Source organism: Pectobacterium artocarpous (assembly GCF_046159765.1).
GTDB lineage: Bacteria > Pseudomonadota > Gammaproteobacteria > Enterobacterales > Enterobacteriaceae > Pectobacterium.
Map to the genome: position 1 here is coordinate 1 of NZ_JBJXVK010000007.1, position 24851 is coordinate 24851.

At 49.5% G+C, this 24851-nt stretch carries 18 protein-coding genes and 1 tRNA gene; 5 read left to right on the forward strand and 14 right to left on the reverse strand.

Annotation, left to right across the window (positions count from 1 at the left end):
* The first annotated feature begins 104 nt into the window (after positions 1–104).
* Complete coding sequence (pilV, locus tag ACKQAD_RS06070; RefSeq protein WP_409159321.1) at positions 105–572, forward strand: shufflon system plasmid conjugative transfer pilus tip adhesin PilV; 468 nt, start codon at positions 105–107, stop codon at positions 570–572.
* A 141-nt stretch (positions 573–713) separates the two neighbouring features.
* Here the strand turns inward: pilV and ACKQAD_RS06075 are convergent, their stop codons facing one another.
* Entirely contained in the window at positions 714–1451 is a 738-nt protein-coding gene (locus ACKQAD_RS06075; protein ID WP_409159322.1) for a DUF2157 domain-containing protein, read from the reverse strand.
* 707 nt (positions 1452–2158) lie between these two features.
* Between ACKQAD_RS06075 and ACKQAD_RS06080 the strand changes: the two genes are divergently transcribed.
* Positions 2159–2707 (forward strand): type 4 pilus major pilin, encoded by a 549-nt coding sequence (locus tag ACKQAD_RS06080; RefSeq protein WP_409159323.1) that lies wholly within the window; start codon positions 2159–2161, stop codon positions 2705–2707.
* 31 nt (positions 2708–2738) lie between these two features.
* Here the strand turns inward: ACKQAD_RS06080 and ACKQAD_RS06085 are convergent, their stop codons facing one another.
* The 11 genes from ACKQAD_RS06085 to ACKQAD_RS06135 all read right to left on the reverse strand — a co-directional run bounded on the left by ACKQAD_RS06085 (position 2739) and on the right by ACKQAD_RS06135 (position 18692).
* The gene (locus ACKQAD_RS06085; protein ID WP_409159324.1) at positions 2739–3989 is read right to left on the reverse strand and encodes a tyrosine-type recombinase/integrase; all 1251 of its coding nucleotides are present in this window, start codon (positions 3987–3989) and stop codon (positions 2739–2741) included.
* A 179-nt stretch (positions 3990–4168) separates the two neighbouring features.
* Positions 4169–4244, reverse strand: a tRNA-Asn gene (locus tag ACKQAD_RS06090).
* 142 nt (positions 4245–4386) lie between these two features.
* On the reverse strand, positions 4387–5649 hold the full coding sequence (locus ACKQAD_RS06095; protein WP_409159325.1) for an MFS transporter: 1263 nt from the start codon (positions 5647–5649) through the stop codon (positions 4387–4389).
* A gap of 278 nt (positions 5650–5927) precedes the next feature.
* A complete protein-coding gene (locus ACKQAD_RS06100; RefSeq protein WP_409159326.1) occupies positions 5928–9050 on the reverse strand; it encodes a beta-galactosidase in 3123 nt (1040 codons plus the stop codon).
* 293 nt (positions 9051–9343) lie between these two features.
* On the reverse strand, positions 9344–10420 hold the full coding sequence (locus ACKQAD_RS06105) for a LacI family DNA-binding transcriptional regulator (protein ID WP_409159327.1): 1077 nt from the start codon (positions 10418–10420) through the stop codon (positions 9344–9346).
* Positions 10421–10627: 207 nt separating this feature from the next.
* On the reverse strand, positions 10628–11686 hold the full coding sequence (gene fbpC / locus ACKQAD_RS06110; RefSeq protein ID WP_409159328.1) for a ferric ABC transporter ATP-binding protein: 1059 nt from the start codon (positions 11684–11686) through the stop codon (positions 10628–10630).
* A gap of 5 nt (positions 11687–11691) precedes the next feature.
* Positions 11692–13770, reverse strand: a complete 2079-nt coding sequence (locus ACKQAD_RS06115; RefSeq protein ID WP_409159329.1) for an ABC transporter permease — start codon at positions 13768–13770, stop codon at positions 11692–11694.
* Positions 13771–13977: 207 nt separating this feature from the next.
* A complete protein-coding gene (locus ACKQAD_RS06120; protein ID WP_409159330.1) occupies positions 13978–15012 on the reverse strand; it encodes an ABC transporter substrate-binding protein in 1035 nt (344 codons plus the stop codon).
* Positions 15013–15051: 39 nt separating this feature from the next.
* A complete protein-coding gene (gene uhpC, locus ACKQAD_RS06125) occupies positions 15052–16392 on the reverse strand; it encodes an MFS transporter family glucose-6-phosphate receptor UhpC (RefSeq protein ID WP_409159331.1) in 1341 nt (446 codons plus the stop codon).
* An 89-nt stretch (positions 16393–16481) separates the two neighbouring features.
* A complete protein-coding gene (locus ACKQAD_RS06130) occupies positions 16482–18059 on the reverse strand; it encodes an MASE1 domain-containing sensor histidine kinase (protein WP_409159332.1) in 1578 nt (525 codons plus the stop codon).
* 3 nt (positions 18060–18062) lie between these two features.
* On the reverse strand, positions 18063–18692 hold the full coding sequence (locus ACKQAD_RS06135) for a response regulator (protein ID WP_409159459.1): 630 nt from the start codon (positions 18690–18692) through the stop codon (positions 18063–18065).
* Between the two features lie 243 nt (positions 18693–18935).
* On the opposite strand from ACKQAD_RS06135, the gene ACKQAD_RS06140 reads away from it, so the two are divergent.
* Entirely contained in the window at positions 18936–19751 is an 816-nt protein-coding gene (locus ACKQAD_RS06140; protein WP_409159333.1) for a MetQ/NlpA family lipoprotein, read from the forward strand.
* A 226-nt stretch (positions 19752–19977) separates the two neighbouring features.
* The gene (locus tag ACKQAD_RS06145) at positions 19978–20865 is read left to right on the forward strand and encodes a pectate lyase family protein (RefSeq protein ID WP_409159460.1); all 888 of its coding nucleotides are present in this window, start codon (positions 19978–19980) and stop codon (positions 20863–20865) included.
* Positions 20866–21048: 183 nt separating this feature from the next.
* On the opposite strand, the gene cuyB is transcribed toward ACKQAD_RS06145, so the two are convergent.
* Complete coding sequence (gene cuyB / locus ACKQAD_RS06150; RefSeq protein WP_409159334.1) at positions 21049–21765, reverse strand: cysteate racemase; 717 nt, start codon at positions 21763–21765, stop codon at positions 21049–21051.
* Between the two features lie 239 nt (positions 21766–22004).
* Here cuyB and hypT point away from each other — a divergent pair, with 239 nt between their 5' ends.
* Positions 22005–22904: a hypochlorite stress DNA-binding transcriptional regulator HypT gene (gene hypT / locus ACKQAD_RS06155; protein WP_409159335.1), complete on the forward strand. Its 900-nt coding sequence runs from the start codon at positions 22005–22007 to the stop codon at positions 22902–22904.
* Positions 22905–23024: 120 nt separating this feature from the next.
* Here the strand turns inward: hypT and ACKQAD_RS06160 are convergent, their stop codons facing one another.
* Positions 23025–24329 (reverse strand): dicarboxylate/amino acid:cation symporter, encoded by a 1305-nt coding sequence (locus ACKQAD_RS06160; RefSeq protein WP_409159336.1) that lies wholly within the window; start codon positions 24327–24329, stop codon positions 23025–23027.
* Positions 24330–24851: the final 522 nt, after the last annotated feature.

The following is a 24851-nucleotide window of genomic DNA, read 5'->3' on the forward strand; positions in this document are numbered from 1 at the left end:
AATGCGTGATCTGATCCTGAGATTGAGCAAAAGTTCGATTTATTCAACAAAGCCATGGAACCGTTCAGGTCAGAGGGGAGTTTAATATCGCTGATGGCACAGGGATGACTACAAAAAGATTATCTTTACAAAAAGATGGACAGCTTTGGGCATCTGGAAATATTACGAGTGATAAGACTGTTTCTGGTCAATACTTGCAGCCAACATCGACGGCAGTAGCTGGCGCGACTTGTACATCAAATGGATTAATCAGCAAAGATACAACAGGAAAAACATTGTCCTGCGTTAGCGGAAAATGGGCTGCGGGTTCTGGAATGGATGAAATTGCAAAGTCTTTAAGTTATGTTGATCAGAATAATAGCCATAATTATTGCCCTGACGGAACGGCAATTTTTGCTTATTATGGTACGGTGGGATATAAAGGCAGTTACAGAAGTGGGCGAAATTATTATAATGGTTGGGTGACGCCTGCACAGTTATCCCTCATCGATTCTGAGTCATGGGGCGATAGTGGAGGAGGAGAATGGCAGGTATATACAATCAGCAATGTTTCTAAAATAAAATGTGGTTGATTTTACGGCTACTGTTGACAGAATAAAAATTAAATTATACAACATGATCACGAAGTAAAGTTTCTCTCGCTTTATTAAATAAAGAGAGTCCTTGTTTTGGGGAGGCTGTAATGGCCTCCTTTTTATTTGGCGAAGAGAGGGTTAACTAAAGTTTAAGTTAAAAATGTATCCTTGCAATGCGAGTAGGCTAAAAATAGCAAAGGCTATTATTATTGTTCCCGATATCCTGATTCTGAAAAAACCAGTAAGCTTAAACATTGAAAACCAGAAGCCCGTCATAGCCGAGTTCGATAAAGAATATAAAAACTGCCTGATTGATATGAAATAATTAATTATTACGGACAGCGCAATTAAAATACTTGATACCAGCATTGATATGGATACGTTTTTCCCATGTTCGTTTAGCCCGCCCCAAAAATCCCACACAGATTTAGCTCTATATGAAAGATCTATAATGTCTTGAGGAGCCTGAACATTAAAAAATTCATTTAGAAGAAATATCGCACTACCTAATATCAACGACGATCCAGTCCGGAGAATGTCGTTTACTTCCATTTCATTGCGAAATACCAGTATTACTATAGATAAAATTGCCAGTAATGGAGATGTGATAGCACCGATTTTGAGTACTGAATAGATTTTTTCTAAGTTTGTAAACATGGTCCAGATGGCAAATAGTAGACCAAAAGAACCCGCTATTGCTATGGCACCAAGTCCAGATGGGTCTTGACCATTAGACGTATTATTATAGTTGTTATTGGTTGTTTTATTTACTATGGTTGTGTTCTGTACATTATTACCACCACTGTTTTTTTGATTTACATTGTTATTATTAGAATTATCACTACCTTTAACGTTAATATCTCTAAATTTACTCATTGTTGTATTCATCACCATTGCATAGTTATAGATGGTGAAAACTATCGCTGGGAGTGATTAAAAGTTCAATAAAAAAATCATGCTTGAGTTTGTTTCGGATTAATCATCTATTAATTGATGATGATTTGGTTTTTGTTTTCACTTTTTTTACTTAGTTTGATATGCGTTTCTTTAATAATGTGAAATATTCATAACAAAATAATAGCCTAAATATTAACAGTAAAGGTCATAGAGCACACAAATGTGTTGCAAGCACATATGGATTGAGCAGAGTGCTAACTATACACCCAAAACTCATCGTCAAGAAGAGACAGAAAACAATCATTATGCGTAATATGTATTTGCTCTTCATATGTGAAAATGACATATTTTCATCTACAGATTTCGTTAATTGCTTTGCTTTATTAATGTCATATTCCTCTCCATAAAACACTCTTGCCTTGTAGCACATGAGTAGAGCTATAACACCTGAAACAATACTTAATATATGAAAAATCGTGGCTAATACTGAATAAATGTTTATCATGCTTTCTCCTTTTTTAATAAACACTTAATCATCAAACATTTTCATTTTCAAATTTATTTTATTATTGCACATTAGGTATGCCGGTCATCAGGAATATAGAAGATATTTTCTGTTGTTCGTTGACTTGCTTTTCATTTGTTCTATCTCTTATTTAATTATTGAAATAAAAAGGAGATAATAAATGAAAACAACATTTTTAAGAAATAAAAATAAAAAAGGATTCTCACTTTTAGAGCTACTATTGGTGTTAGGTATTATTGCGGCATTGGTTGTCGGCGCTTTTATCGTTTATCCAAAAGTGCAGGCATCACAACGAGCCGAAGCGGAATCAAAAAATATTGCCACGATACAGGCAGGTGTTAAGGCGCTTTATACTTCGGCATCCAGTTATTCCGGTTTAACCAATACCGTGGCAACGAATGCGAAAATCTTCCCTGATAACATGTTGAATGGCACTTCTGTTATCAATGTGTTTAAAGGGAACGTAACGTTAGCTACGTCAACAGAAAGTCCCAGTGGTGTAGCTAACTCTGCATTTACCATTACCTATGCCAATATTCCTGCGGCTGAATGTACAAAAATAATCGCAGCGGCGGCAGGCAATTTCTATGTGGCGAAAGTCGGTACAACCACTGTTAAGGCAGCGGGAGCAACTCTTGATGTCGCTGCCACAACAACGGCTTGTGCCAGTGGTGCAAACAGTAACTCTTTGGTGCTGACTTCTTTATAATGAATAAGGGGCTGACAGCCCCTTTTGAATCTTATCCCTTCTGCGCAAACTCAAACGGCCTGACCATGCCTTCCCGGTTAGCATCCAGAAAATCAGCCCACCATTGCAGCATAAGCCTGCGCTCGTCCAGATGCTCGGCCTGATGGATATAGGCAGCACGAACATTATTGCGTTCCTGATGCCCCATCTGGCGTTCAACGGCGTCTTTTGACCATAAGCCAGACTCTATCAGGGCGCTACACGCCATTGTACGGAAGCCATGACCGCAGACGTCCTTCCGGGTGTCGTAGCCCATTGTGCGTAACGCCTTGTTGACCGTGTTTTCACTCATAGGCTTATCGGCATAGTGATCGCCAATGAAAACGAAGTCATGGTCGCCACTGATTTGCTGTATCTCTTTGAGAATGGCAACGGCCTGTTGACTGAGTGGCACCAAATGCCGGGTTTTCATTTTGGCTCCACGGTGTGAGTTTTTCACTCCTTTAACCGCTTCGCGCTCTTCCGGTATCGTCCATAACGATTTTTTAAAATCGATTTCTGACCAGCGGGCAAACCGAAGTTCGCTGGAACGGATAAAAATCAGCAGGGTAAGTTTCACCGCCAGTCGGGTGAGCAACCGGCCTTTATAACTGTCAACGCGTCCTAAAAACTCATGGTAGCGTTCAAACGGCAAAGCAGGACGATGTTGACGTTTACCCGTGTTAACGGCCCCTGACATTTCCTGTGCGGGGTTGTAGTCGATAATGCCCTGCTGAACGGCGTAACGCATGATAGCGGTAGTGCGTTGTTTCAGACGCATTGCCACTTCGTTATAACTCTTGTCTTCAACGGCCTTGATCGGCACCAGTAAATCACGAGTTTTCAGTTCAGCAACATGGCGTTTGCCAATAACAGGGAAGATATAGGTTTCAAAAGTGCGGAGAATTTTGGCCCCATAATCTGCTGACCACTTTTTATTGGTGCTGTGCCACTGTCGTGCGATGGTCTCAAAAGAGAACGCGCCACTGTTTTCCAGCTTGTCTTCCTGCTTTTTAGCAGAAGGGTCAATGCCAGCCGCTAACAGCTTTTTCGCTTCATCCCGGCGTTGCCTTGCATCAGCCAGTGAAACAGCAGGGTAGACACCAATGGAAAACACTTTCTGTTTCCCTTCAAAGCGATAGCCTAACTGCCAGTATTTTGAACCGTTGGGATGAACCAGCAGGTAGAGGCCGAACCCGTCAGTAAGCTTTACCGCCTTTTCTGACGGCTTAGCATTTTTTACTTTAGTATCAGTAAGTGACATGACGGCTCCCTCTGATTGCTGGTAAAAACGAAATCGAACCAGCTTTACCAGTATTTTTACCAGCAAAAGGGTATGGCTTCGAGTGTTTTTTGGTGAACGAGGGCGAACCTAAAGAAGGGGATAACCAATTGATAAAAAGCAAAAAAGCAGACGTCAGTGAACGTCTGCTTTCTCTAAATTGGCTCCTCTGACTGGACTCGAACCAGTGACATACGGATTAACAGTCCGCCGTTCTACCGACTGAACTACAGAGGAATCGTGTGAACGGGGCGCATGATAACGGCGTGTGCCGCGCATGTCAAAGGCGTAAACCACAAAATTGCACTGTTCGGTGAGAGAATGTGCAATCTGCCGATATTTTTGGCAAATACCGGCATTTTATCGTGTCCTGGCAGCGTTAGAGTGTATTCACCGGTGCTTTTTGTTTGTCGGAAAAGGCATATAACGATCCTTTTCCCGACAGCGTGAATAGGGATACCGCCGTGAAGGAGAGGGCAATGCCGCCTAAAATCAGGTAAGTGCCATGAAAACCGATGCTGTCATACATATTGCCAGCAAAGATGGACATGAAAATGATTGATATCTGTTTAAAGAAGCAGAAACACACCAGATAAATCGTCGCGGAAAAGCGGACTTCAAAGACCGTGGTGATGTATTTGAAGCAGCCGACAATCAGGAACGGCACTTCAAACATGTGCAGCGTTTTCAGCACAATGACTTCCAGTACGGAACTGGCAAAGGCGGAGCCAATGATGCGTACTGACATAATCGTCCCAGCGATGAGCAGGGCGTTTTTACCGCCGATACGGTTCACTATCAGCGGCGCAAAAAACATGATGGTGGCATTAAGCAATTCACCCAGCGTAGTGACGTAGCCAAATACTATTGTGCCTTCCTGCCGGGTTTCGAAAAACGAGGTGAAGAAGTTGGCAAACTGCTGATCGAACACATCATAGGTGCATGACACGCCGACGACATAGAGGGTCAGGAACCAGATCTTACGTTCTTTTAACAGCTCGGCTGCCATTTTCAGGCTAAAGGGTTTCTGGTTAGAGCCAACTTGATCGGCAACGAACGCGCTGGAAGAGACCTCCGGTTTCGCCAACAGTAGCAGGATGGCGAGGATGACGGCACACGCGGAACCAAGCCAGAAAACAAACTGGTTATTGATGGTAAACATAATCCCGACGATAGATGCGCAGAGCGCCCAACCGAGGCAGCCGAACAGACGTGCACGGCCAAATTCAAACTGGCTGCGGCGGCTGACTTTCTCGATATAGGCTTCAATGGCCGGTGCACCGCCGTTGTTGATAAAGCCCAGATAAATTCCGCCGACGATAGAACCTAACACGATATTGTATTTCAGTAATGGGCCAAAAACATAAATAAAGAACGGAGCAAAAAACACGAGCATAATGGTAATAATCCATAGCAGGTGTTTTCTCAATCCTAATTTATCGGATAGCAAGCCAAATATAGGTTGAAATAGCAGGGCAAAAAAGGAAATACAGGCGAAGATAATTCCCGTATCACTTTTACTTATTTGGTTGATATCGTGAAGCCAAATAGGAAAGAATGGAAAATAAGCCCCCATGATGAAGAAGTAGAAAAAGAAAAACAGGCCGAATATCCAGAAGTTCTTATTATGTAGGTAGTACATGATGCTATCCTCCGATAGGAATTATACCCGTCATACTTCAAGCCGCAGGTGTGTTGGCTACGCTCAAATACTCGGCCCGTCGTGGGCCTCGCCCTAAAGGGCCGCTGCTAGCAGCGTTCAAATCTGCTCCCGGCAGATTTGTCAGTCACCCGAATCACTTATTGATGTAAGCGCCTGAGAATGCGTTCGATTGTAGCCCGCATGTAACCTGGATTATTTAGGGTATATATCCGCGCTCTTTCGTTGTTTTTGAATACTGCTTGTTCATCTCAATATGGTTAGCTTTGCTGAAGTGCGATGCGATAGTGATAATGTGTCGCCGTGAGTAAGTCATCGCAATGAACGCTAGGGCTCCAGGAATCATCGCCGCCAATTCCCATATGGAAGCCATCCAGATTGAGCCAAACGCCTTTTTCCTTTTCTAATAAATGATGGTGAGTACACGTCATTAACTGCGTTAACCCATAGCGGCTTAACCCAAAGTGGAAATGTCCAGTGATTGTCCATTTGCCGTACGTCAGCGAGCGAGTGTTGCAACGCAGCCCGTTTTCTGACGGGAAAATGTAGGGCGTATGAAGGTCATCCAGCGGCAGGCTCCAGTGTCCATGCTGTGCAGCCAGCTGTCGGTCTGGGTAATTTTCATGTGGCCCAAGTCCGACCCAACTGACCTGAGGCGCTACGTCGGCTAACTGGCAGCTCAACCCCACTCTGGCTAATGACGGCAATACGGTGGCGGCATCCACGTTGACATCAACGGTCACGATGCCGTGAGAATCAATCCGCCAACGTTTTTTACTCTGTAGCAGGATCTGTCCGGCATGGCGGAATACGTGCTCGGTGACAATGTGCACGGCATCGGCGAGTTGGTCAGCCTGAATGGCGACACACTGCGTCTGTAATTGATAAAGCCCGGCGGATTTCCAGCGTTCGGCCCAGGCACGCGGGTCGATGCGATCCACTTCGCTGATGCCGATGTCGTTATCCAGCGGTGCCCGGACAAACTGATCTTGCAACGGGGTTAACAGTGCTGGCGTGTCGGCTGTCCACCACTGTTCCAGCCAGCCGCTCTGGCGGTTAAAGCGCCAGTGTTGTTCGCCCTGAACGATATCGAAGTACGCATCGGACGATCGCAGAACGGGGGCGTTCTTCTGCCCGGAACAGGAGGCATCGGGAAGATGAAGTGGTGCAGGAAGCTGCCATTGATCCCATGCGCAGCGGTGGTTTGCCTCTGACCAAGCGGTGGCTTTGGGCTGTACGATTTCAACATTGAGCCAAAGCTCCCCTGAACGTTCGACGGCGGGAAGCGCCTCCAGTAGCGTGAGAGTCTGGGTGGTCTGCGGCGCGAATGTCAGCGGTAGCGAACCTTCTGCGAGCGTTTTATCGCCCAGCGTGATGCTCCAGTTCAACTGCTCATTGTCCGTATGGCGAAACAGGTATTCGCTAGTGACGTGCAGCTCACACGGGGACTCTGCCTGCCAGGCGAATTGAATGGGCTGCTGTGCCCGTTGGGCTTCATACAGGCTGGGATGTGGAGTGCGATCGGGAAAAAGCAGGCCATTCAGGCAGAACTGGCGATCGTTAGGCGCGTCGCCAAAATCTCCGCCGTACGCCCAGTAGGGATCGCCTTGTTCGTCGTAGCGGGTCAATGCCTGATCGACCCAGTCCCAGATAAATCCGCCCTGCAACCGAGGATATTGACGGAATGCCTGCCAGTAGCGGGCGAACCCTCCCAGGCTGTTGCCCATCGCGTGCGCATATTCGCAGAGGATAAGTGGGCGATGTTCGTCCGGCAGGCTGATCCATTTGGTGATCGACCATTTGGGCACGCTGGGGAAGGGCTGATCTTCATCCACGCGGGCGTACATGGGGCACACAATATCGGTTGCACGACTGTTCGCGCCGCCGCCTTCGTAATGTACGGGACGCGTCGGATCGTGGTGTTTGATCCACTGATAGAGCGCATCATGGTTTGCGCCATAGCCGGATTCGTTACCCAATGACCAGATAATGATGCAGGGATGGTTGCGGTCGCGCTGTACCATTCTCGATACGCGTTCGCTGTAGGCTGGCAACCAGACAGGATCGTCAGACAGACGATTCATTGGCTGCATACCGTGTGTCTCAATGTTCGCTTCATCCATAACATACAGGCCGTAGCGATCGCACAACCGATACCAGAGCGGATGGTTGGGATAATGTGAGCAACGCACCGCATTAAAATTATGCTGCTTCATCAGCATAATATCGCGCCGCATCGTGTCTTCATCCATGACCTGACCGTGCTGCGGGTGATGTTCATGGCGGTTAACACCGCGGATCAGCAGCGGTTGACCGTTCAGCAACAGCAGACCGCTGCGGATTTCTACTTTTCTGAAACCGACATCATAGGCTTCCGCTTCGACTAGCCCGCCTTCCGATGTTTCCAATGAGATGACAGCACGATAGAGGTGCGGCAGTTCGGCGCTCCACAGGTCGGGTTGTGATACATCAATGCGGAGCGAAGCTTTGTCGTGGTAGACACCGCGTTCATCGATAATGTCATTGCCAAACGTCTGTCGCGTTTCGCCGATAAGGTGGTTGCCGCGCCAGAGTTGTGCGTGGACGCGATGGTTTTTGGCTTCAGCTTCGGGGAGTGTTGCCTTTACCTGAATATCCAGCGTACCGTGGCGGAAATCGGCACTGAGCGGCGTAGTCAGTTGGATATCGCTGAGGTGAACGGTCGGTTTATGGAGAAGCGTGACGCCGCGGAAAATACCGCTCATACGCCACATATCCTGATCTTCCAGGTAGCTGCCGTCAGACCAACGTAACACCATGACGGCCAGCCGATTCTCTCCGGTCGTCAGATAGCGGCCAATATCAAACTCCGCAGGCAGGCGGCTATCCTGTGAATACCCCACCCAGTGACCGTTACACCAGAGGTAAAACGCGGAGTTAACACCATCAAAGATAATCCGGATTTGCCCGCTGCTGATCCAGTCATGATTGACCTTGAAAGTGAGCGAGTAACAACCAGTGGGATTGTCTTTTGGCACATAAGGGGGATTGACAGGGATCGGATATTTTACGTTGGTATAAATCGGAGCGTCATAGCCCTGTAACTGCCAGTTCGAAGGAACCGGAATGGTAGCGGAACCAGGTAGATCCTGCTGTAGCCAGCTTTCCGGCACGGCTTCCGGGCGAGTGAAATAGCTAAACGTCCATTCGCCATTCAGGCGGCGAAGCCGCTGAGAAGGTTCATCCTGCTGTGCGGCAGCTACGCTGCGCCAGCTGTTAAACGGCGGATGCGCAGGAAGCCTCTGATAGTGAGTACAGGCTGGGTTTTCCCAATCGCGTCGGGCAAGGATGTCTTGCAGCGTGGCGCTATGGCGCACTGGATACGGTAAAACGGTATCGCTCATGATGGCTTGGCTCCTGAACGTTTTGAGTCTTTCACTGTGATGGTTTTTTTAATTGTTATTCGCTCACAATTTGTATTGCTCATAACATATCGACTCATCAAGGCGAGTAAAGTGGAACGTGGCAATAAAGTGGAAGCGATCACAAAGATCGTTTGTAAAAAGAATGAGAGAACATTGAGTTTGGAAAGCGCTACGCAATAAATCAACGAAGGATGATAAATAACTTATTGTTTATCATCTTATTTTGTTAGGGTTTGGCATCGACAGTGAAAAAGGAACTGTTGTGTAAAGGATTACAGCCTCTGGAGCTGGCGTGTAATGTCCAACAGATTTTTGGTGAGCTCTTGCAAGGAGGCATGTGTTGATGAATGCACCGCGGTGCTATGGCGTACGATCAGCTCGGTAGGCAACAGCAGTGACGTACCCTGAGTAGGATCGCGCAGCGTAGCGAGTAAGCGAGTGACGCCTTCTTTACCTAATTGTCTGAAATCCTGACGAATGGTTGTCAGTGGCGGGGTGTAATACGCGCTGTCCTGAGTATCGTCAAAGCCGATAACTGACATCTGCTCCGGCACGCGAAGGCCATATTCGTGCAGTGCGCGCAGAACGCCAAGCGCCATTTGATCGTTCGCCACAACAATGGCGGATACGCGCAAAGATTGCCCCAGCAGGGCCAGAGTCTGGTGGTAACCGGAAGCGGCGCTCCAATCTCCGTGCAGCACCGAAGCAGGGGCGAGTTGCTGTTTTTCCAGCTCAGCCAGCCAGCCTTCATAGCGCAGGCGAGCGGAAATCGAGGTCATTGGCCCTGTCAACAGGGCGATGTGCTGGTGCCCCAGTTGCACGAGATGCGAGATAGCCAAACGTGCGCCGTGATCGGGATCGAACATGACGTTGAGTATGTCGGTATGCGGATCGGCATCCATAAACAGGACGGGCGTATCGGCACAGGTCTGGCTAATATGGGCGACGTCATCCGATGAGAGCGGGACATTGACGATAACACCACTGACCCGCTGAGAAAGCAGGTCGTTAACGGCGTTATTGCAGGCGTTGACATCCGGGCAGCTCGGCATGGACATCACGATGTTAATACCTAACTGGCTGGCGGTACTTTTGATCGCTGCGGCAATTTGGGAAGGCGCGTGCAGTGAAAGATCGGAGGTAACGAGCCCCAGCGTGGTGATGGTTTTCCCTGCCAGTTGCTGTGCGACGCGGTTAGGCGTGTAGTTAAGCGCTGCCATCGCCTCTTCTACTTTACTGCGAGTGCGGGATGAAACATGAGGCGCCTGATTCAGCACGCGGGAAACCGTCTGATAGGAAACCCCTGCGTACTCGGCGACATCATTTAGTGTTATGGGTTTCTGTTTCATCGTGGCTATTCCGAGCGTGATTCCATGCGTGAAAGAGCATCATCATAACAAATCGCGTGGGTAATCCGTAACAGGCGTATGTATTCCGGCACAATCAAAAGCAGGCCGAAGAGAAGCTGACGTTTGTAGGCGTTTTTAGGTGTTTGTAAAAAGTAAAACCGGGAACAAGCGCTCCCGGTTTGTGGTGGATAATGAGTTATCCGATGTTTACTGCTCCGACAACACAAACATACCGTAAGGGTGGATTTGCAGATAGTAGCTGTCGCCCGGATTCGGCTGAAGCTGGGTCGCGTTAACCTGCAACAGCATCGACTGTCCGTGCCAGTCGACCTGTACTTCGTACTGCGGCCCCATGTAGGCGACCTGCGTGATCGTGCAGCGCTGGCTCTCTTCACCCTGATGGCTGAGCGTAATGGCTTCCGGGCGAATACCGACGGTCGATTCGCTTAATCCAGCTGCAAAGCCCTGCGGACGCGGAATGAGATAACCGTAGATGTTCACGCTGTCTGCCGTGAAGGTGGCAGGGAAGATATTGGCATCCCCCATAAAGCTGGCCATGAAGCGGGAAGCTGGGTGGCGGTAGAGCTCCTGCGGTGCGCCCAACTGCATGATTTTGCCTTTGTTCATGACCAGAACCATATCGGATACCGCAAAGGCTTCGCTCTGATCGTGCGTCACATACAGCGAAGTGATATTGAACTGCTGCTGAAGTTCGCGGATTTTCTCACGCATACTGCGGCGCAGGTTGGCGTCGAGGTTACTCAGTGGCTCATCGAACAGCAGGACTTTAGGTTTAAGGATCAGCGCACGTGCCAGCGCGACACGCTGTTGCTGTCCGCCGGAAATCTGGTCGACGTAGCGATCTTCAAACCCTTCCAGATCGACCAGTGCCAGTGCTTCTTTTACGCGCTGATTGATTTCTGCCTTTGGGCGACCGAGCATTTTCAGCCCGTAACCGATATTTTCCCCCAGCGACATGTGTGGGAAGAGGGCGTAAGACTGGAACACCATGCAGATATCGCGCTGCTGAATGGAGCGCTCGGTGACGTCTTCGCCATCGATAAAAATTTGTCCTTCTGTTGGTTTTTCCAAACCAGCAACCGCTCGGAGTACCGTGGTTTTACCGCAGCCAGACGGCCCCAGCAGCGTGACCATTTTTCCCTGTGGGATCGCCAGATTCAAATCATCAATGACGGTGTTGTTGCCGAAACGTTTAGTGACGTGCTTCAGTTCAACAAAGTTTTTTTCAGTATTCAAGGTAATCACTCCGCTTAGTCACTATTCTTGGCTTTTGAGCGGGAAACCCGCGCTTCACCGACCAGATAATCGAACAGGAAAATAATGGCCAGCATGACCACAATCAGGATGGAGCCGTAGGCAATCGCCATACCGTATTCACCGTCTTCCACGCGGTTAAGGATGTAAGACGTGGCGACGCGGGTGTCTGGCGTAACCAGGAAGATAATCGCGCTAACGGTGGTAATAGCGCGCACGAAGCTGTAAATCAGCGCGGACAAAATGGCCGGACGCAGCAGTGGAAGCAGAATATAGAACACCGTGCGCATCGAACCCGCGCGCAGACTGAGCGATGCCTCATCGAGCGATTTATCCAACTGCCCCAGCCCAGCAATACCCGCACGAATACCGACCGGCACGTTACGCATCACCATCGACATGATGACGATCACCGCCGTTCCCGTTAAGTAAACCGGCGCGCTGTTAAAGGCCAGAATATAAGACACACCAGCAACGGTGCCCGGTACCGCAAAGCACAGCATAGTGGTGAACTCGATAGCTTTCTTGCCGTAGAACTGTTGGCGTACCACGATGTAGGCGATAAGCAGCCCGAACAGTGCCGTAATCGGGGCGGCGATACCCGCGAACAGCAGCGTATCCAGCAGGGAAGGCCAGGCGCCGTCGCTAAAGCCTTGACCGAACAGCTTGCTGAAGTTGTCCAGCGTCAAGGTGTAATCCACACCCCAGTTAACGGTGAAGCTGCCGTAGAAAATGCTGCCGTACAGCAGAACGTTAAAGGCAATCCAGACATAGAGCAGAATGCTGACGATCCACACCAGCGAAACGGGCAGCGGCTGCACATCACCCCGGTAGGATTTACCGGAAATCGTGACGTAGGAGCGTTTACCGATCCACAGATACTGTACGCAGAACACGGCCAGTGAGAACAGCAGCAGGATAACGCCGAGCGTACTGGCTGACTGATAATCCAGCTGTGCACCGGTGATGTAGAAGTAAATCTGGGTGGCGAGTACGTCGAAGTTACCGCCCAGTACCAGCGGGTTACTGAAGTCGGCCAGCGATTGGACGATCACAATCAGGAACGAGTTGGCGAGCGCCGGTTTCAGTAACGGCAGGAAAACCCGCTGAAAGGTTTGATAACGGTTGGCACGCAGGGTGTATGAGGCTTCTTCCAGCGACGGATGAATCGTCTTCATCGCGCCTTCCAGAATCATAAACGACATGGGCGTGAAGGCGAGCACCTGCGCCAGCCAGATGCCGGTAAAACCGTACAGCCAGTTGGTGTTCGTCAGCCCGAACCAATCCACCATCAGCTCGGTGACATAACCGGAGCGACCCATCATCAGCGTTACACCTAACCCGACGACAAACGGCGGCGTAACGATAGGCAGAATGGAGAAAATACGGCCGATAATCGCGGAGCGGCGGGCGATGCGCGAGGTGTAGATCGCTAGCACCATACCGAAGAAAGTACAGCCGATACCCACGGCAACAGACAGCAGGAATGAGTTCCAGATCACCCGTAAAATGTGTGCCTGACCCAGAATCTGCATAAACGCCAGCGGCGCGAATTCACCGCTGTCGTTGGTGAACATCGGGATAAAGATGGCGATGCTGGGGTAAAGAATAAACACGCCAATCAGCGCGATGATGCTGATGAGCGAGCCGATGACGAAGCGATCGCCACCCAGCCAGTCAAGCCGCGACAGCGCCAGTGTAATAATCGCACTCAGCGCGACAAACAGGGCGATAGTGCCATAGCCCATTCCGCGTCCTTCCACCGTGGCACTGATGACCACGAAAAGCGCACAGAACAACGCGTAGGTGGCATCAAAACGGTGGCGACCACGCTGTTCCCGGCCGGGCGTAAGCAGTGGACGTGCCAGCAACCCTAACGGGAGCAGGAACCACAGCAGGCTGATATTCAGGCTCGACCAGCTGTAAGCTGCCAGCAGTTCATCGCGTGAGGCATCCAGCAGGCCGTAATCCAGGCTCCACGCTGGCAGCAGCAAAAAGGTTGCCGCAATCAGCGCCAGCCACAGGAAAACGGGATCCCGCTTAGGCGTCGGTGAAAGAGTGAGTGTGTGTGACATATGGTTCCCTGGTGCGTGCAAGTTTTATGAAGTTGTTTTATGAGATTGAATCGTCACAGGTATTGGTGGTGAATAATATTGAGTCATGGTCAATCAGCGATGCTGAGAACACGGCATTAAGTGACACGCAAATTAGCGTTGCTGCCGTGTTCCCGTCATTTTCTCAATGGATCAAGAACAAGGAATCAAGGGCAATAAATCGAGAGATTATTGGCCCATTTTGACTTCGTTAACCCACTTAGAAATCAGATCCTTACGCACATCTGCTGCGCCGTATTTGTCCATGTCGTAGTTGATCAGTTTCAGATCCTGCAATTTCAGCGACAGCGGAGACGCTTCGGCGGTAGTGTTGGTCAGAATCTGGTAGGACTGACCTTTCTTCCAGGAGAGTTCCTGAGCTTCTTTTGATAGCGCCCAGTCAACGAACAGCTTGGCGTTATCCATATTGCGCGCGCCTTTCAGGATGCTGACGCCGCCAATTTCATAGCCAGTGCCTTCACAGGGGGAGATCAGCGTCAGCGGCGCGCCTTTCTCTTTTTCCAGCGAGTAGTCATGCAGGAAGCCGATGCCGATAGCAGTTTCGCCACGTGCGGCGTTACGTGCTGGGGCAATACCGGATTTGGTGTACTGCGACACATTGGCATTCAGTTTCTTCAGGTAATCAAAGGCTTGATCCTGACCCCAAAGCTGGGAGAAGGTCGCCAGTGCGGTATAGGCCGTACCAGAGCTTTGTGGGTCGGCAATCTGAATTTCGCCTTTGTAAACCGGGTTGGTCAGATCTTTCCAGCACTGTGGAACGGGCAGGTTTTTCTCTTTCAGGCGATCGGTGTTGACGCCAAAGCCAAGAATGCCGACGTAAACAGCGGACGAGTAGTTGCCTTTACGTTTCGCGGGATCGCGGAATTGCGGCATGATCTGATCGAGGTTTTTAGACTGATAGGGCTCCAGCAGATCCATTTCGCCCGCTTGGGACTGCGGATCAAGTGTGCCGCCGTACCAGACGTCAGCCTGCGGGTTTTTCTTCTCCGCATCGACTTTCGCCAGCGTACTGCCGGAACCGTTGCGGATAAAGGAGGTTTTCACGTTGTGTTTTTCACCGAAGGCCTTGGCTTCTTCCTCGCAGAAGGCGTTGGTGGCGCTACAGTAAATGACTAGGCGTCCTTCGGCACGTGCTGTGGTGGTGGTAATGGCAGCAACGGTCAGTCCAGCGGCGATGAGGGTAGTTAAGGTACGCAGTTTCATGATGTTTTCCTTCTCTTATCTATTTATTGATTGTTATCGCTATTTTGATGTCATCAAACGTTCCCGGCGGCTGACACCTGCCATCAGCAGCGGTATCAGTAACAGTCCGATGCAGGCTGAAGCCAACGCCAGCAGAGTAAAAAATCCCGACCATCCGTAGTGTTGCAGAACCTGTGCCAGTGGCCAGCCCGCCAGCGCTGCCCCCAGATAGGCAAACAACGCCAGAAAACCCGTCACCGTACCTGCGGCATCCTTATGGCTGTATTCCGTCGCAGCCAGGCCGATCAACATCTGTGGTCCAAAAACAAAAAAACCGATACTGAAGAAACAGGCCGCGAGCAGTGAGTAGTGGTGAATCGGTGCCAGCCACAGCGCGGTCATGGTTAAAAACAGCCCGAGTGCAAACAGCAAAATCATCGGTGCGCGTTGACCACGAAACAGCAGGTCCGAACCCCAACCGGCAAACAGCGCCCCCAGCAATCCACCGAGTTCAAACAGCGACAGCGTGGCGTTCGCGCTCAGCAGGTTGAAACCGTGGCTCTCCGACAGCCAGATGTTCCCCCAGTCATTCAGTGCGATACGAATCAGGTACACCAGAATGTAGGAGAACCCGAGCAGCCAGATGGTACGGTTACGCAGAATCGCATCGCGCAGAATCTGGCGCATCGGCATCGGCGGACTCTGCTGCTCCTGACGAAGCTCCAGCGCATCGCGTCGCCACTGACCGACGCTCGGCAATCCCTGTTGCTGCGGCTTGTCGCACAGTTGCCAACACAGCCACAGCCCAATCACAATACCAATGATGCCCGGCACCAGCAGCGCGGCCTGCCATCCCCATTCGGAGGCCAGATAGCCTGCGAGCAGGGGAACCGCAGCGCCGCCAATATTGATCGACGTATTCCAGCATCCCCACCAGAGGCCGCGCTCATTGCGCGAATACCAACTGCTCAGCAGTCTGGCGCAAGGGGGCCAACCCCAGCCCTGAAAGAACCCGTTCAGCGCCCAGACAATCAGTAACCCCGTAAGCGACTGGCAGTACATGAACAGAATGTTCAGCACCCCGGTAATCATCAGCCCGACACCCATAAACCAGCGCACCTGACTGCGATCGCACACGATGCCGGAAATAAATTTGGACGCGCCGTAACAGAGATAAAACAGCGTCTCCAGCAGACCGATATCGCCTTTGCTTAACCCTAATTCCAACTGCATCACCGGCATGACGAAGTTGATGCTTTTGCGCGTCAGGTAAAACGTGGCGTACCCGATGACCATGGAAATCAGCAACCGCGTTCGCCAGTAGCGATAGCGCTGGCTGATCTGTGTGGGTGAAAGCTGTCCCGTTGAAACCTGTCCCGTAGAAAACATGGGTGCCTGCATGGGGTTCTCCGTCGCGTTGAGAGAAGAGTAGGGGGATGCGAATTAAAAAGGATGAGACAAGGTTTTAGGTGACTAGGAATAATTCCTAGCTAATCGTCTTTTTGTTTAAATTTTGTGGGCAGGTTAACAATTATGTGTGTGCCATTCGGCGTGGTGGATTCACCGCTGGTCGCGGTTTTCACCAGCCAGTGACCGCCCAGCGCCTGAACGCGTTCCTCGATACCCCGCAGGCCGAAGCCGCCGCTTGTGGGATTTGACCTGTCTTTTTGTGCAATGCCTACGCCATTATCAATGACGTCAAGCGTAATCAGGTTATCTTGCTGAGAAAGCCGAACCGTAATCTGCGTGGCACTGGCGTGTTTATTGATGTTATTCAGCAGTTCCTGCACCAGTCGATAGAGGGTGAAAACCACCACGTCATCGTGCGGAGGTGTGGGAAGCTGATAATCCAACTGAAACTGGATGCCGCGCGCGGCGAAGGCGAATTCATCCGCCAGATGATGCAGCGCTTTATCCAGCACCATCTCATCCAGCACCGGCGGGCGCAGTTGGCGCAAAAGCTGGCGCGTGGTGTGGTGGATGCGACGCGACAGCTCGCTGATTTGTGCGGCAGCATGCTGGGCGGCGTCAGCAGGCGCGCTGTGTTTTACCAGCATGGCCTGAATCTGAATGGCGGTGATATTTTGGCCGATGTCATCGTGCAGCTCGCGCGCGATATCTTTGCGCACGGCCTCTTCGGTATGGATGATGCGCTCCATGAGCCGCCGCCGGGTTTTCAGCTCCTGCTCCAACTGCTGACGATAGCGCAGGAGCCGCTGTGCCAGCTGTTGCTGGCGGCTGATGGCGATCCCCAGCCCAATACCGAGCAATGCCTGCGTGGACAGAAAGAGTTCCAGCTCGCGCAGATCGTCGAAGGCTCCGCTCAACTGCCGCGTGACGGCAATCATCAGGCTGCCGAGTACGGCGGAGAGCACGCCGCCTTGCCAGCCGAATTTATACGCCATCACCACGTTGGGCAGAAAAACGAAGATCAACAGCAGCCGTTCCATCTCAGGTGTGAACGCCATTTGCAGGCAAACGCCGATAGAAAAAAACAGCGAGCACCAAATCAGCAGCGAGGTACGCAGCGGCGGATCGGGGATCTCCTGCGCCAGCAGCGTCTGCAAGTGCTGCTGCTTGATGTATTCGTACAGCAGATAGATGAACGGAATCAGCAGGACGCCGCCGGTAAACGTGGCTAGCAGCGTCTGCGTCAGCTGCGAATGCAACCAGGGGCCAATGGCGATGCCGTGCAGAATCGTGTTGAGCGTCAGCGCTGACAGCAACAGCAGCAGGCGTTGCCAATAAAGCGTATAGCGATGCCAGATTTTATGCGTGATGATGGCCGGAATCAGGCTGAGGAACGGGGAAAGCAGTATCAGCGAACGCGTCATGAGCTGCTCGCTGATAAGCCAGCTCTGAATAGCGATTTCTGAGAGTAGCAAGGTCGGCCAGTATTTGCGCGGCAGCAAAATCATCAGCGCCAGCCGTAACCCTTGTGGTAACAGCAGCAGTGCCTGTTGGCCGTTGTTGCTCAAATAGAAACTGATGGTCCACAGCGCCAGCCAGGTCAGACTATAGAAAAAGGCCAGAAACAGCGTCATACCGATGACGTGCAGGCGACGCATAGTTTATTTCCCGGCCAGAAGTTGGTGCTGTAGTGCAAAGTGCACCAGTTCTACCGTAGATTCACATTGCAATTTGCTGAGAATATTGGCGCGGTGTACGTGGACGGTTTTATGGCTGAGTTCAAGCTGTTCAGCGATGCTTTTCACACTAATCCCGTTGATCAGCAGGCTGAATATCTCCCGCTCGCGTGGAGTCAGTGCCAGCAGCTCTTTCGGTGGCTGCTGCTGGTGGCGGATGGCGTGCAGGGCATCGGCACACAGATAAATACCGCCGCTGCTGACCACGCGAACTGCCTGTACTAACTCTTCCGGGCCGCAGCGCTTTGTGAGATAGCCGCCTGCGCCCGCGTCCAGCGCGCTTTGTACAAATGCGGTGGTATCGTAAATGCTCAGAATAATGGCGCGAAACTGAGGGCACTGCTGACGCAGGCGGGTTAATAACGATAGGCCGCTTTCATCCGGCATGGCGATATCAATCACGGCAACGTCAATCGGCTGTTTGAGTAGATGCGGCCACGCCTGTGCCGCCGAGGCATATTGTCCAACGACCTGAATGTCATTCTCTAATGCCAGAAGCTGTGCAAAGCCAGACCGTACAACGATGTGATCGTCAACCAAAGCCACATTAATCATGGTTTCGCCGTGTAAATCCAAAGTCATCAAAGCGTCATAATGCGGGGGAATCAAGAGGCGAGCAATAGCAGATAATTAAAATGGAATCGGCTTAACACATTCACCACACTCACTGACCGAATGATGAAAGGCATATTGATAGAACGCGGAGTTATTTGACTCGCGTAATCGAGAGACATACTGTTTTTTTCTTTAAATCAATATATTGAGAAATCAATGTATTTACGATATCAGGGAATCAGAGTGATGAAGACATGGCGTATAGCTTTGGTGGCGGGAATGGTCACGGCTGCGATGGTACTGACCGCATGCGATAACGCAAGCCATTCTGCCAACCACATTAAAGTGGGTGTGATTAATGGCGCGGAACAGGATGTTGCCGACGTTGCGAAGAAAGTGGCAAAAGAAAAATATGGCCTGGATGTCGAACTGGTTGGGTTTAGCGGTTCGCTATTGCCGAACGAAGCGACGGATAAAAGCGATCTGGACGCGAATGTCTTTCAACACCGCCCTTTTTTGGAACAGCAAAATCGCGAACACGGTTATAAGCTGGTGGCGGTAGGAAATACCTTCGTTTTCCCGATGGCGGGTTATTCGAAGAAAATTAAAAATATCAACGATCTGAAAGACGGTGACACCATCGCGATTCCTTTCGATCCGACTAATCTGGGGCGTGCGTTGCTATTACTGGATAAAACCGGATTAATTACCTTGAAACCTGATACAGGCTTATTGCCGACGGTGCTGGATATTACGACCAACACGCACAACCTACGTATTATGGAAGTAGAAGGGGCACAACTGCCACGTTTATTAGATGACCCGCAAGTGACGGTAGCCATCATTAGTACGACCTACATTCAGCAAACGGGCTTAACGCCAACGAAAGACGGTATTTTTATTGAGGATAAAGCGTCACCTTATGTGAATATTATTGTGACGCGTGAAAATAATAAAGATGCGGAAAACGTCAAAAAATTTATTCAGGCCTATCAGTCTGACGAGGTGGAACAGGCTGCTAACCGTATTTTTAATGGTGGCGCAGTAAAAGGCTGGTAATGATAATAATATGATGATGGCAGCGTATTAATTGGTTGTTGAATTATTCGCAAGGTTGATTTTTTATTAAACTCGATTAATAAGCTTAACGAAATTCTCTATATGCAATTTTTAATTGTCGGAGGCGCATTGTTTATTTCGATTAAATAATGCGACGAAAGACATCACTATTCACTAATTGTAAAGAGGGAAATTTACGGCTTATCCAACAACGAATCTTACTGGGATTATTGGTTTTGCAAAAGCGGCGAATGTTACCGGAGGAACGGGCGGTAAAGTTGTTACGGTAAATTCTCTGGCCGATTTTAAATCAGCCGTGAGCGGATCCGCAAAAACGATTGTGGTGCTGGGCGCATCGCTGAAAACATCCGCACTGACCAAAGTGGTATTTGGCAGCAATAACACCATCGTCGGTTCTTTCGGTGGGGCGGATGTGTTGACCAATATTCACCTGCGCGCTGATGCCAACTCTGCCAACGTCATTTTCCAGAGTCTGTTTTTTAAACATGATGTTGCGATCAAGGGCAATGATGATATTCAGCTGTATTTGAACTACGGTAAGGGGTATTGGGTCGATCACTGCTCATGGCCTGGGCATACGTGGAGCGATAACGATGGTAGCCTCGATAAACTGATTTATATCGGTGAAAAAGCGGATTACGTCACTATCAGTAACTGCGTATTCTCAAATCATAAATATGGCTGCATTTTCGGTCACCCGGCAGATGACAATAATAGCACTTACAATGGCTATCCGCGTTTGACTATCTGCCATAACTATTACGAAAATATTCAGGTTTGTGCACCTGGCCTGATGCGTTACGGTTATTTCCACGTATTCAATAACTACGTCAATAAATTCCAGTTGGTTTTTACGGTCGCGAAAAATGCCAATGTGCTTTCTGAGCGAAACGTATTTGGCACTGGTGCAGAAAAGAAAGGGATGGTTGATGATAAAGGCAATGGTTCAACCTTTACCGATAATGGCAGTTCACCGGCTGCGGTGGCAAGTAAATCACCTGCCGCTAAATGGACTACGTCATCTAACTATTCATACAGTTTGATGAGCACTTCAGCGGCGAAATCCTGGGGGGGTTCGAATGCGGGCGCGTAAAATAGCTCCCTGAAATTTCCATCATAATCACGGAGCATTTATTTACGTGTCTGTATAGGTCGTATTGGTGTTGATACTCATTACATAGTGGCTATATAACACTATGCCACTCGGCATGAATGTATCCGCCGAGTGGCATAATTATCGAAGCCTGTATATTGTATTAAATAGCATAAAATTGAATCAGGCGGCGATATCGTTTCTCGAACTGTGGGTAAAATACCACTCGACCGTTTTCTTAATTAACTCTTCCGTCGCATCGACATAATGCTGTGGTGATGTTCTGACTTCCTGCTCCAGAATCAGAGGAAGCTCGGTACAACCCAGAATAATTTTCTCGACGCCAGCCTGCAACAGGCGATCTTTTACCGGTGACAGCATGTTATAGGCGCCGACGATATCACCGGATTTATATGCGTAGATGCTTTCCATTACCTGGTGTTGCTCTGCATCATCCGGCGTGTAGCATTCAATATTACCGCTAATCAGGTTGTCCTGATAAATTCTCGCTTTGACCGTCGCCGTCGTCGCCAATAGGCCGACGCGTGTGGTGTTGGCGTTTTTAATCGCCTGGCAGGTCACATCAATAATGCTGATCATTTCCGCACGGCACTGCTGTTTTAATTCATTAAACCAATAGTGCGCGGTATTACATGGGATGATGATGCACTCAGCGCCTGCATTTTCGAGAATTTTCATATATTGCAGCATTTTTTCCAGCGGTGAGGCGCTGTGCTGAAGAATGCATTGTGTTCTGTCAGGGATATCAGGAATAGAAACCGCAATCATGGGGATATGATCCTGATCCCGATACGCTGGCGTGTTTTTGATCAGTTTTTGCATCGCATCGACGGTAGCACCCGGCCCCATACCGCCAAGAATTCCCACGAGACTGTTCATGCTGTTAACCCTGTAGCATTATGAAATTAAAAGGATAATCGCACACTGCCGGGCAATGTGAATTGCTAAATTCCCATCTGCTATGTATGATTTGCATAACTATTGGCATCCCTATGCTTTTATTGGTTTTAACGGCGTTCGGTGGGAAGCCGCTTTATTGGCGATGTAGGACGCTGGCAGAGACAGGACGTTGGCATAGGGAACGAAAACATGGCGCTGCGCGTTTTGAGTGAGGGGTGATGCTGAACAATATCGAAACCAAGTGGCTCTATGATTTTATCGTGCTGGAAGAGCACCGGAGTTTTACGCTGGCGGCTGAGAAGCGAAATATCTCTCAATCCTCATTTAGCCGGCGTATTCAGGCGTTGGAAGCGGCGGTTGGGTTTGATATTTTTGACCGTAGCGCGCTGCCGCTGCAACTCACCGAACAGGGCCGCGTGTTTCACGCCTATATCCGCAATACGCTGGATGATTTGGAGTATCAGCTCAATAAGCTGCACGGCGGGGATAATTACAAAAACAAGATCACCATTGCGGCGGCGCATTCGCTGTCGGTATTCATCATGCCGGAGCTGTTAAAAGACGTACCGGATCCGCAGGAAAAAATCTTCTATGTAGAGTCGATCGATGTGGATGAAGCGGTGCTGAATCTCAAAGAAGGGCGCAGCGACTTCATTTTCTCATTCTACAATGAGGATCTGATGGGGGAGCCCTTTATGCACGAGAAGATACTGGAATCCCGGCTTTATCCGGTCTGCGCGTGTGATAGCGCAGGGAGGCCACTGTTTGATGTAAGCGCCTCATCGGTGCCGTTACTCAACTATACCGAGACGAGCTATATGGGGCGTCAGGTCAGCCGTTATTTATCCAGCGTTGATAGCGATAAGTTTACGGTCAACTTCGTCTCTTCTATGAGTGACTTGCTTAAACGCATGACGAAAAAAGGCTACGGTATTGCCTGGCTGCCGGATTATTCCATTCAGGAAGAGCTGAAAAACAAAGAGCTGACAATTCTGAGCATGGAAAACGCGGTAATCCGCATGGGGGTTTATCTGTATCGCCTTGATGCACGGCTGAATGTAGCCTCTGAGAAATTCTGGCGCTACATGAAAGGGCTGTCATCGACGTCTGGGCTCTAAGCGTCGCGAGGCCATCGAGGTGCCGAGTCATGCAACCAACACACGGGTCGCTTGACGTATGACGATATAAAAAAATAGCGGCCCGAAAGCCGCTATGATGAAGCATTCACTCACTCAGTATTAGCTATTTTGCGTGGCTTGCTGAGGTTCCTGATAGGCGACGACTTCGTCGGTAGCCTCTTCCTCATCATCATGGACGTCTTTTTCCATACTGGCCACAACGGCAGTAGAGATACTGTTACCGATGACGTTAGTTGCAGTACGGCCCATATCCAGGAACTGGTCGATACCGATAATCAGCAGGATACCGGCTTCCGGCAGGCTGAACATTGGCAGCGTGGCTGCAACCACCACGATGGAAGCACGCGCTACACCGGCCATCCCTTTACTGGTGATCATCAGCGTCAGCAGAATCAGGATTTGCTGGGTAATGCTCAGATCGATGTTGTAAGCCTGTGCGATAAACAGAATCGCAAAGGACTGGTACATCATTGAACCGTCAAGGTTGAACGAATAACCGAGCGGCAGTACAAAGCTGGTGACTTTTTTCGGCACGCCGAATTTGGTCAGCGCTTCCATGGTTTTCGGGTAAGCAGATTCACTGCTCGCCGTGGCGAAAGCCAACATGGTCGGTTCACGAATCAGCTTCGCCAGCGTAACAATGGCTTTGCCCAGGAACAGGTAGCCAACCAGGAACAGAACGCCCCACAGCACGGCCAGGCCGAGGTAGAACTCACCGATCAGTTTACCGAAGTCGTAAAGCAGCCCCAGGCCTTGCGTGGTAATCGCGGAAGCGATTGCGGCAAAGACAGCAATAGGAGCCAGCGCCATCACGTAGTCGGTCACGCGGAACATCACTTTGGTCAGCTCTTCGATCATGGAAATGATCGTGGTCGCGTGCTTGTTTTTGCCTTTGACATAAGCCAGAGCAGAACCGAAGAACAGTGAGAACACCAGAATTTGCAGAATTTCATTGTTCGCCATCGCTTCTACGATACTTTTCGGGAAGATATGGCTGATGAAGCTCTTAAGCGTAAATCCGTCAGTGTTCAGACCCGTAGCAACCTGTTGTACAGGAATCGGCAGATTCATTCCTGCCCCCGGTTGGAACAGGTTTGCGAACACCATACCGATGAGCAGAGAGATGAACGATGCGCTGACAAACCAGATCATCGCTTTCATACCGATACGACCAACGGCAGAAGAATTTCCTCCCATGCTTGCCAGACCGGAAACCAGCGTAGCGAAGACCAGTGGCGCGATGATCATTTTAATCAGACGCAGGAAGATATCGGTAACCATGTTGAAATAAGACGCCACTTCTTTTGCTCGACTGCCGTCAAGATATTGATGGCAAGCCCAGCCGATTAATATTCCCAGGACGATAGCCAAGACTATCTGTACAAGTAACTTCTGCCTTTGCATATAAACCTCATGTTGATGAATTGATTCAGACAACACAATATTATTACCGCGTGGTGGCTGATGTTTCCCTGAATACACCAAACCCTCACCCGAATCTGTTATTGGGGTGTGTTGTGTCTGCCCGCCGATATTACAACGATTCTTGCTTTTTACATTTTTTTTCTGCGGATTGTTATGCAATTGTGATCTTTGTCATGCGAAAAATGCATGTCCATGCCGTATGTAATGATAAATGGGGATGTGGCACGCCGACCGCGTCAAACCAAGATATTTAATTAATTTTTATTAAACAATGGATTATGTTGTTTTATCGCGGGTGAGGGCAGGTGACATAAGGTGTTGAATTAGTGTTGCTAATGATATGTGGCTATACATCAATAAAACATATGGTGAATTACTTAAAGATTAAGTAAAAATAAAACAACAATTAACGAAAACTTTATATACCTGCCATTTACCTAAAAAATAATTTTTTAATTATTTAAATCGTGACTTTGTTTTCATGTCTCAGTCTTTATTTTT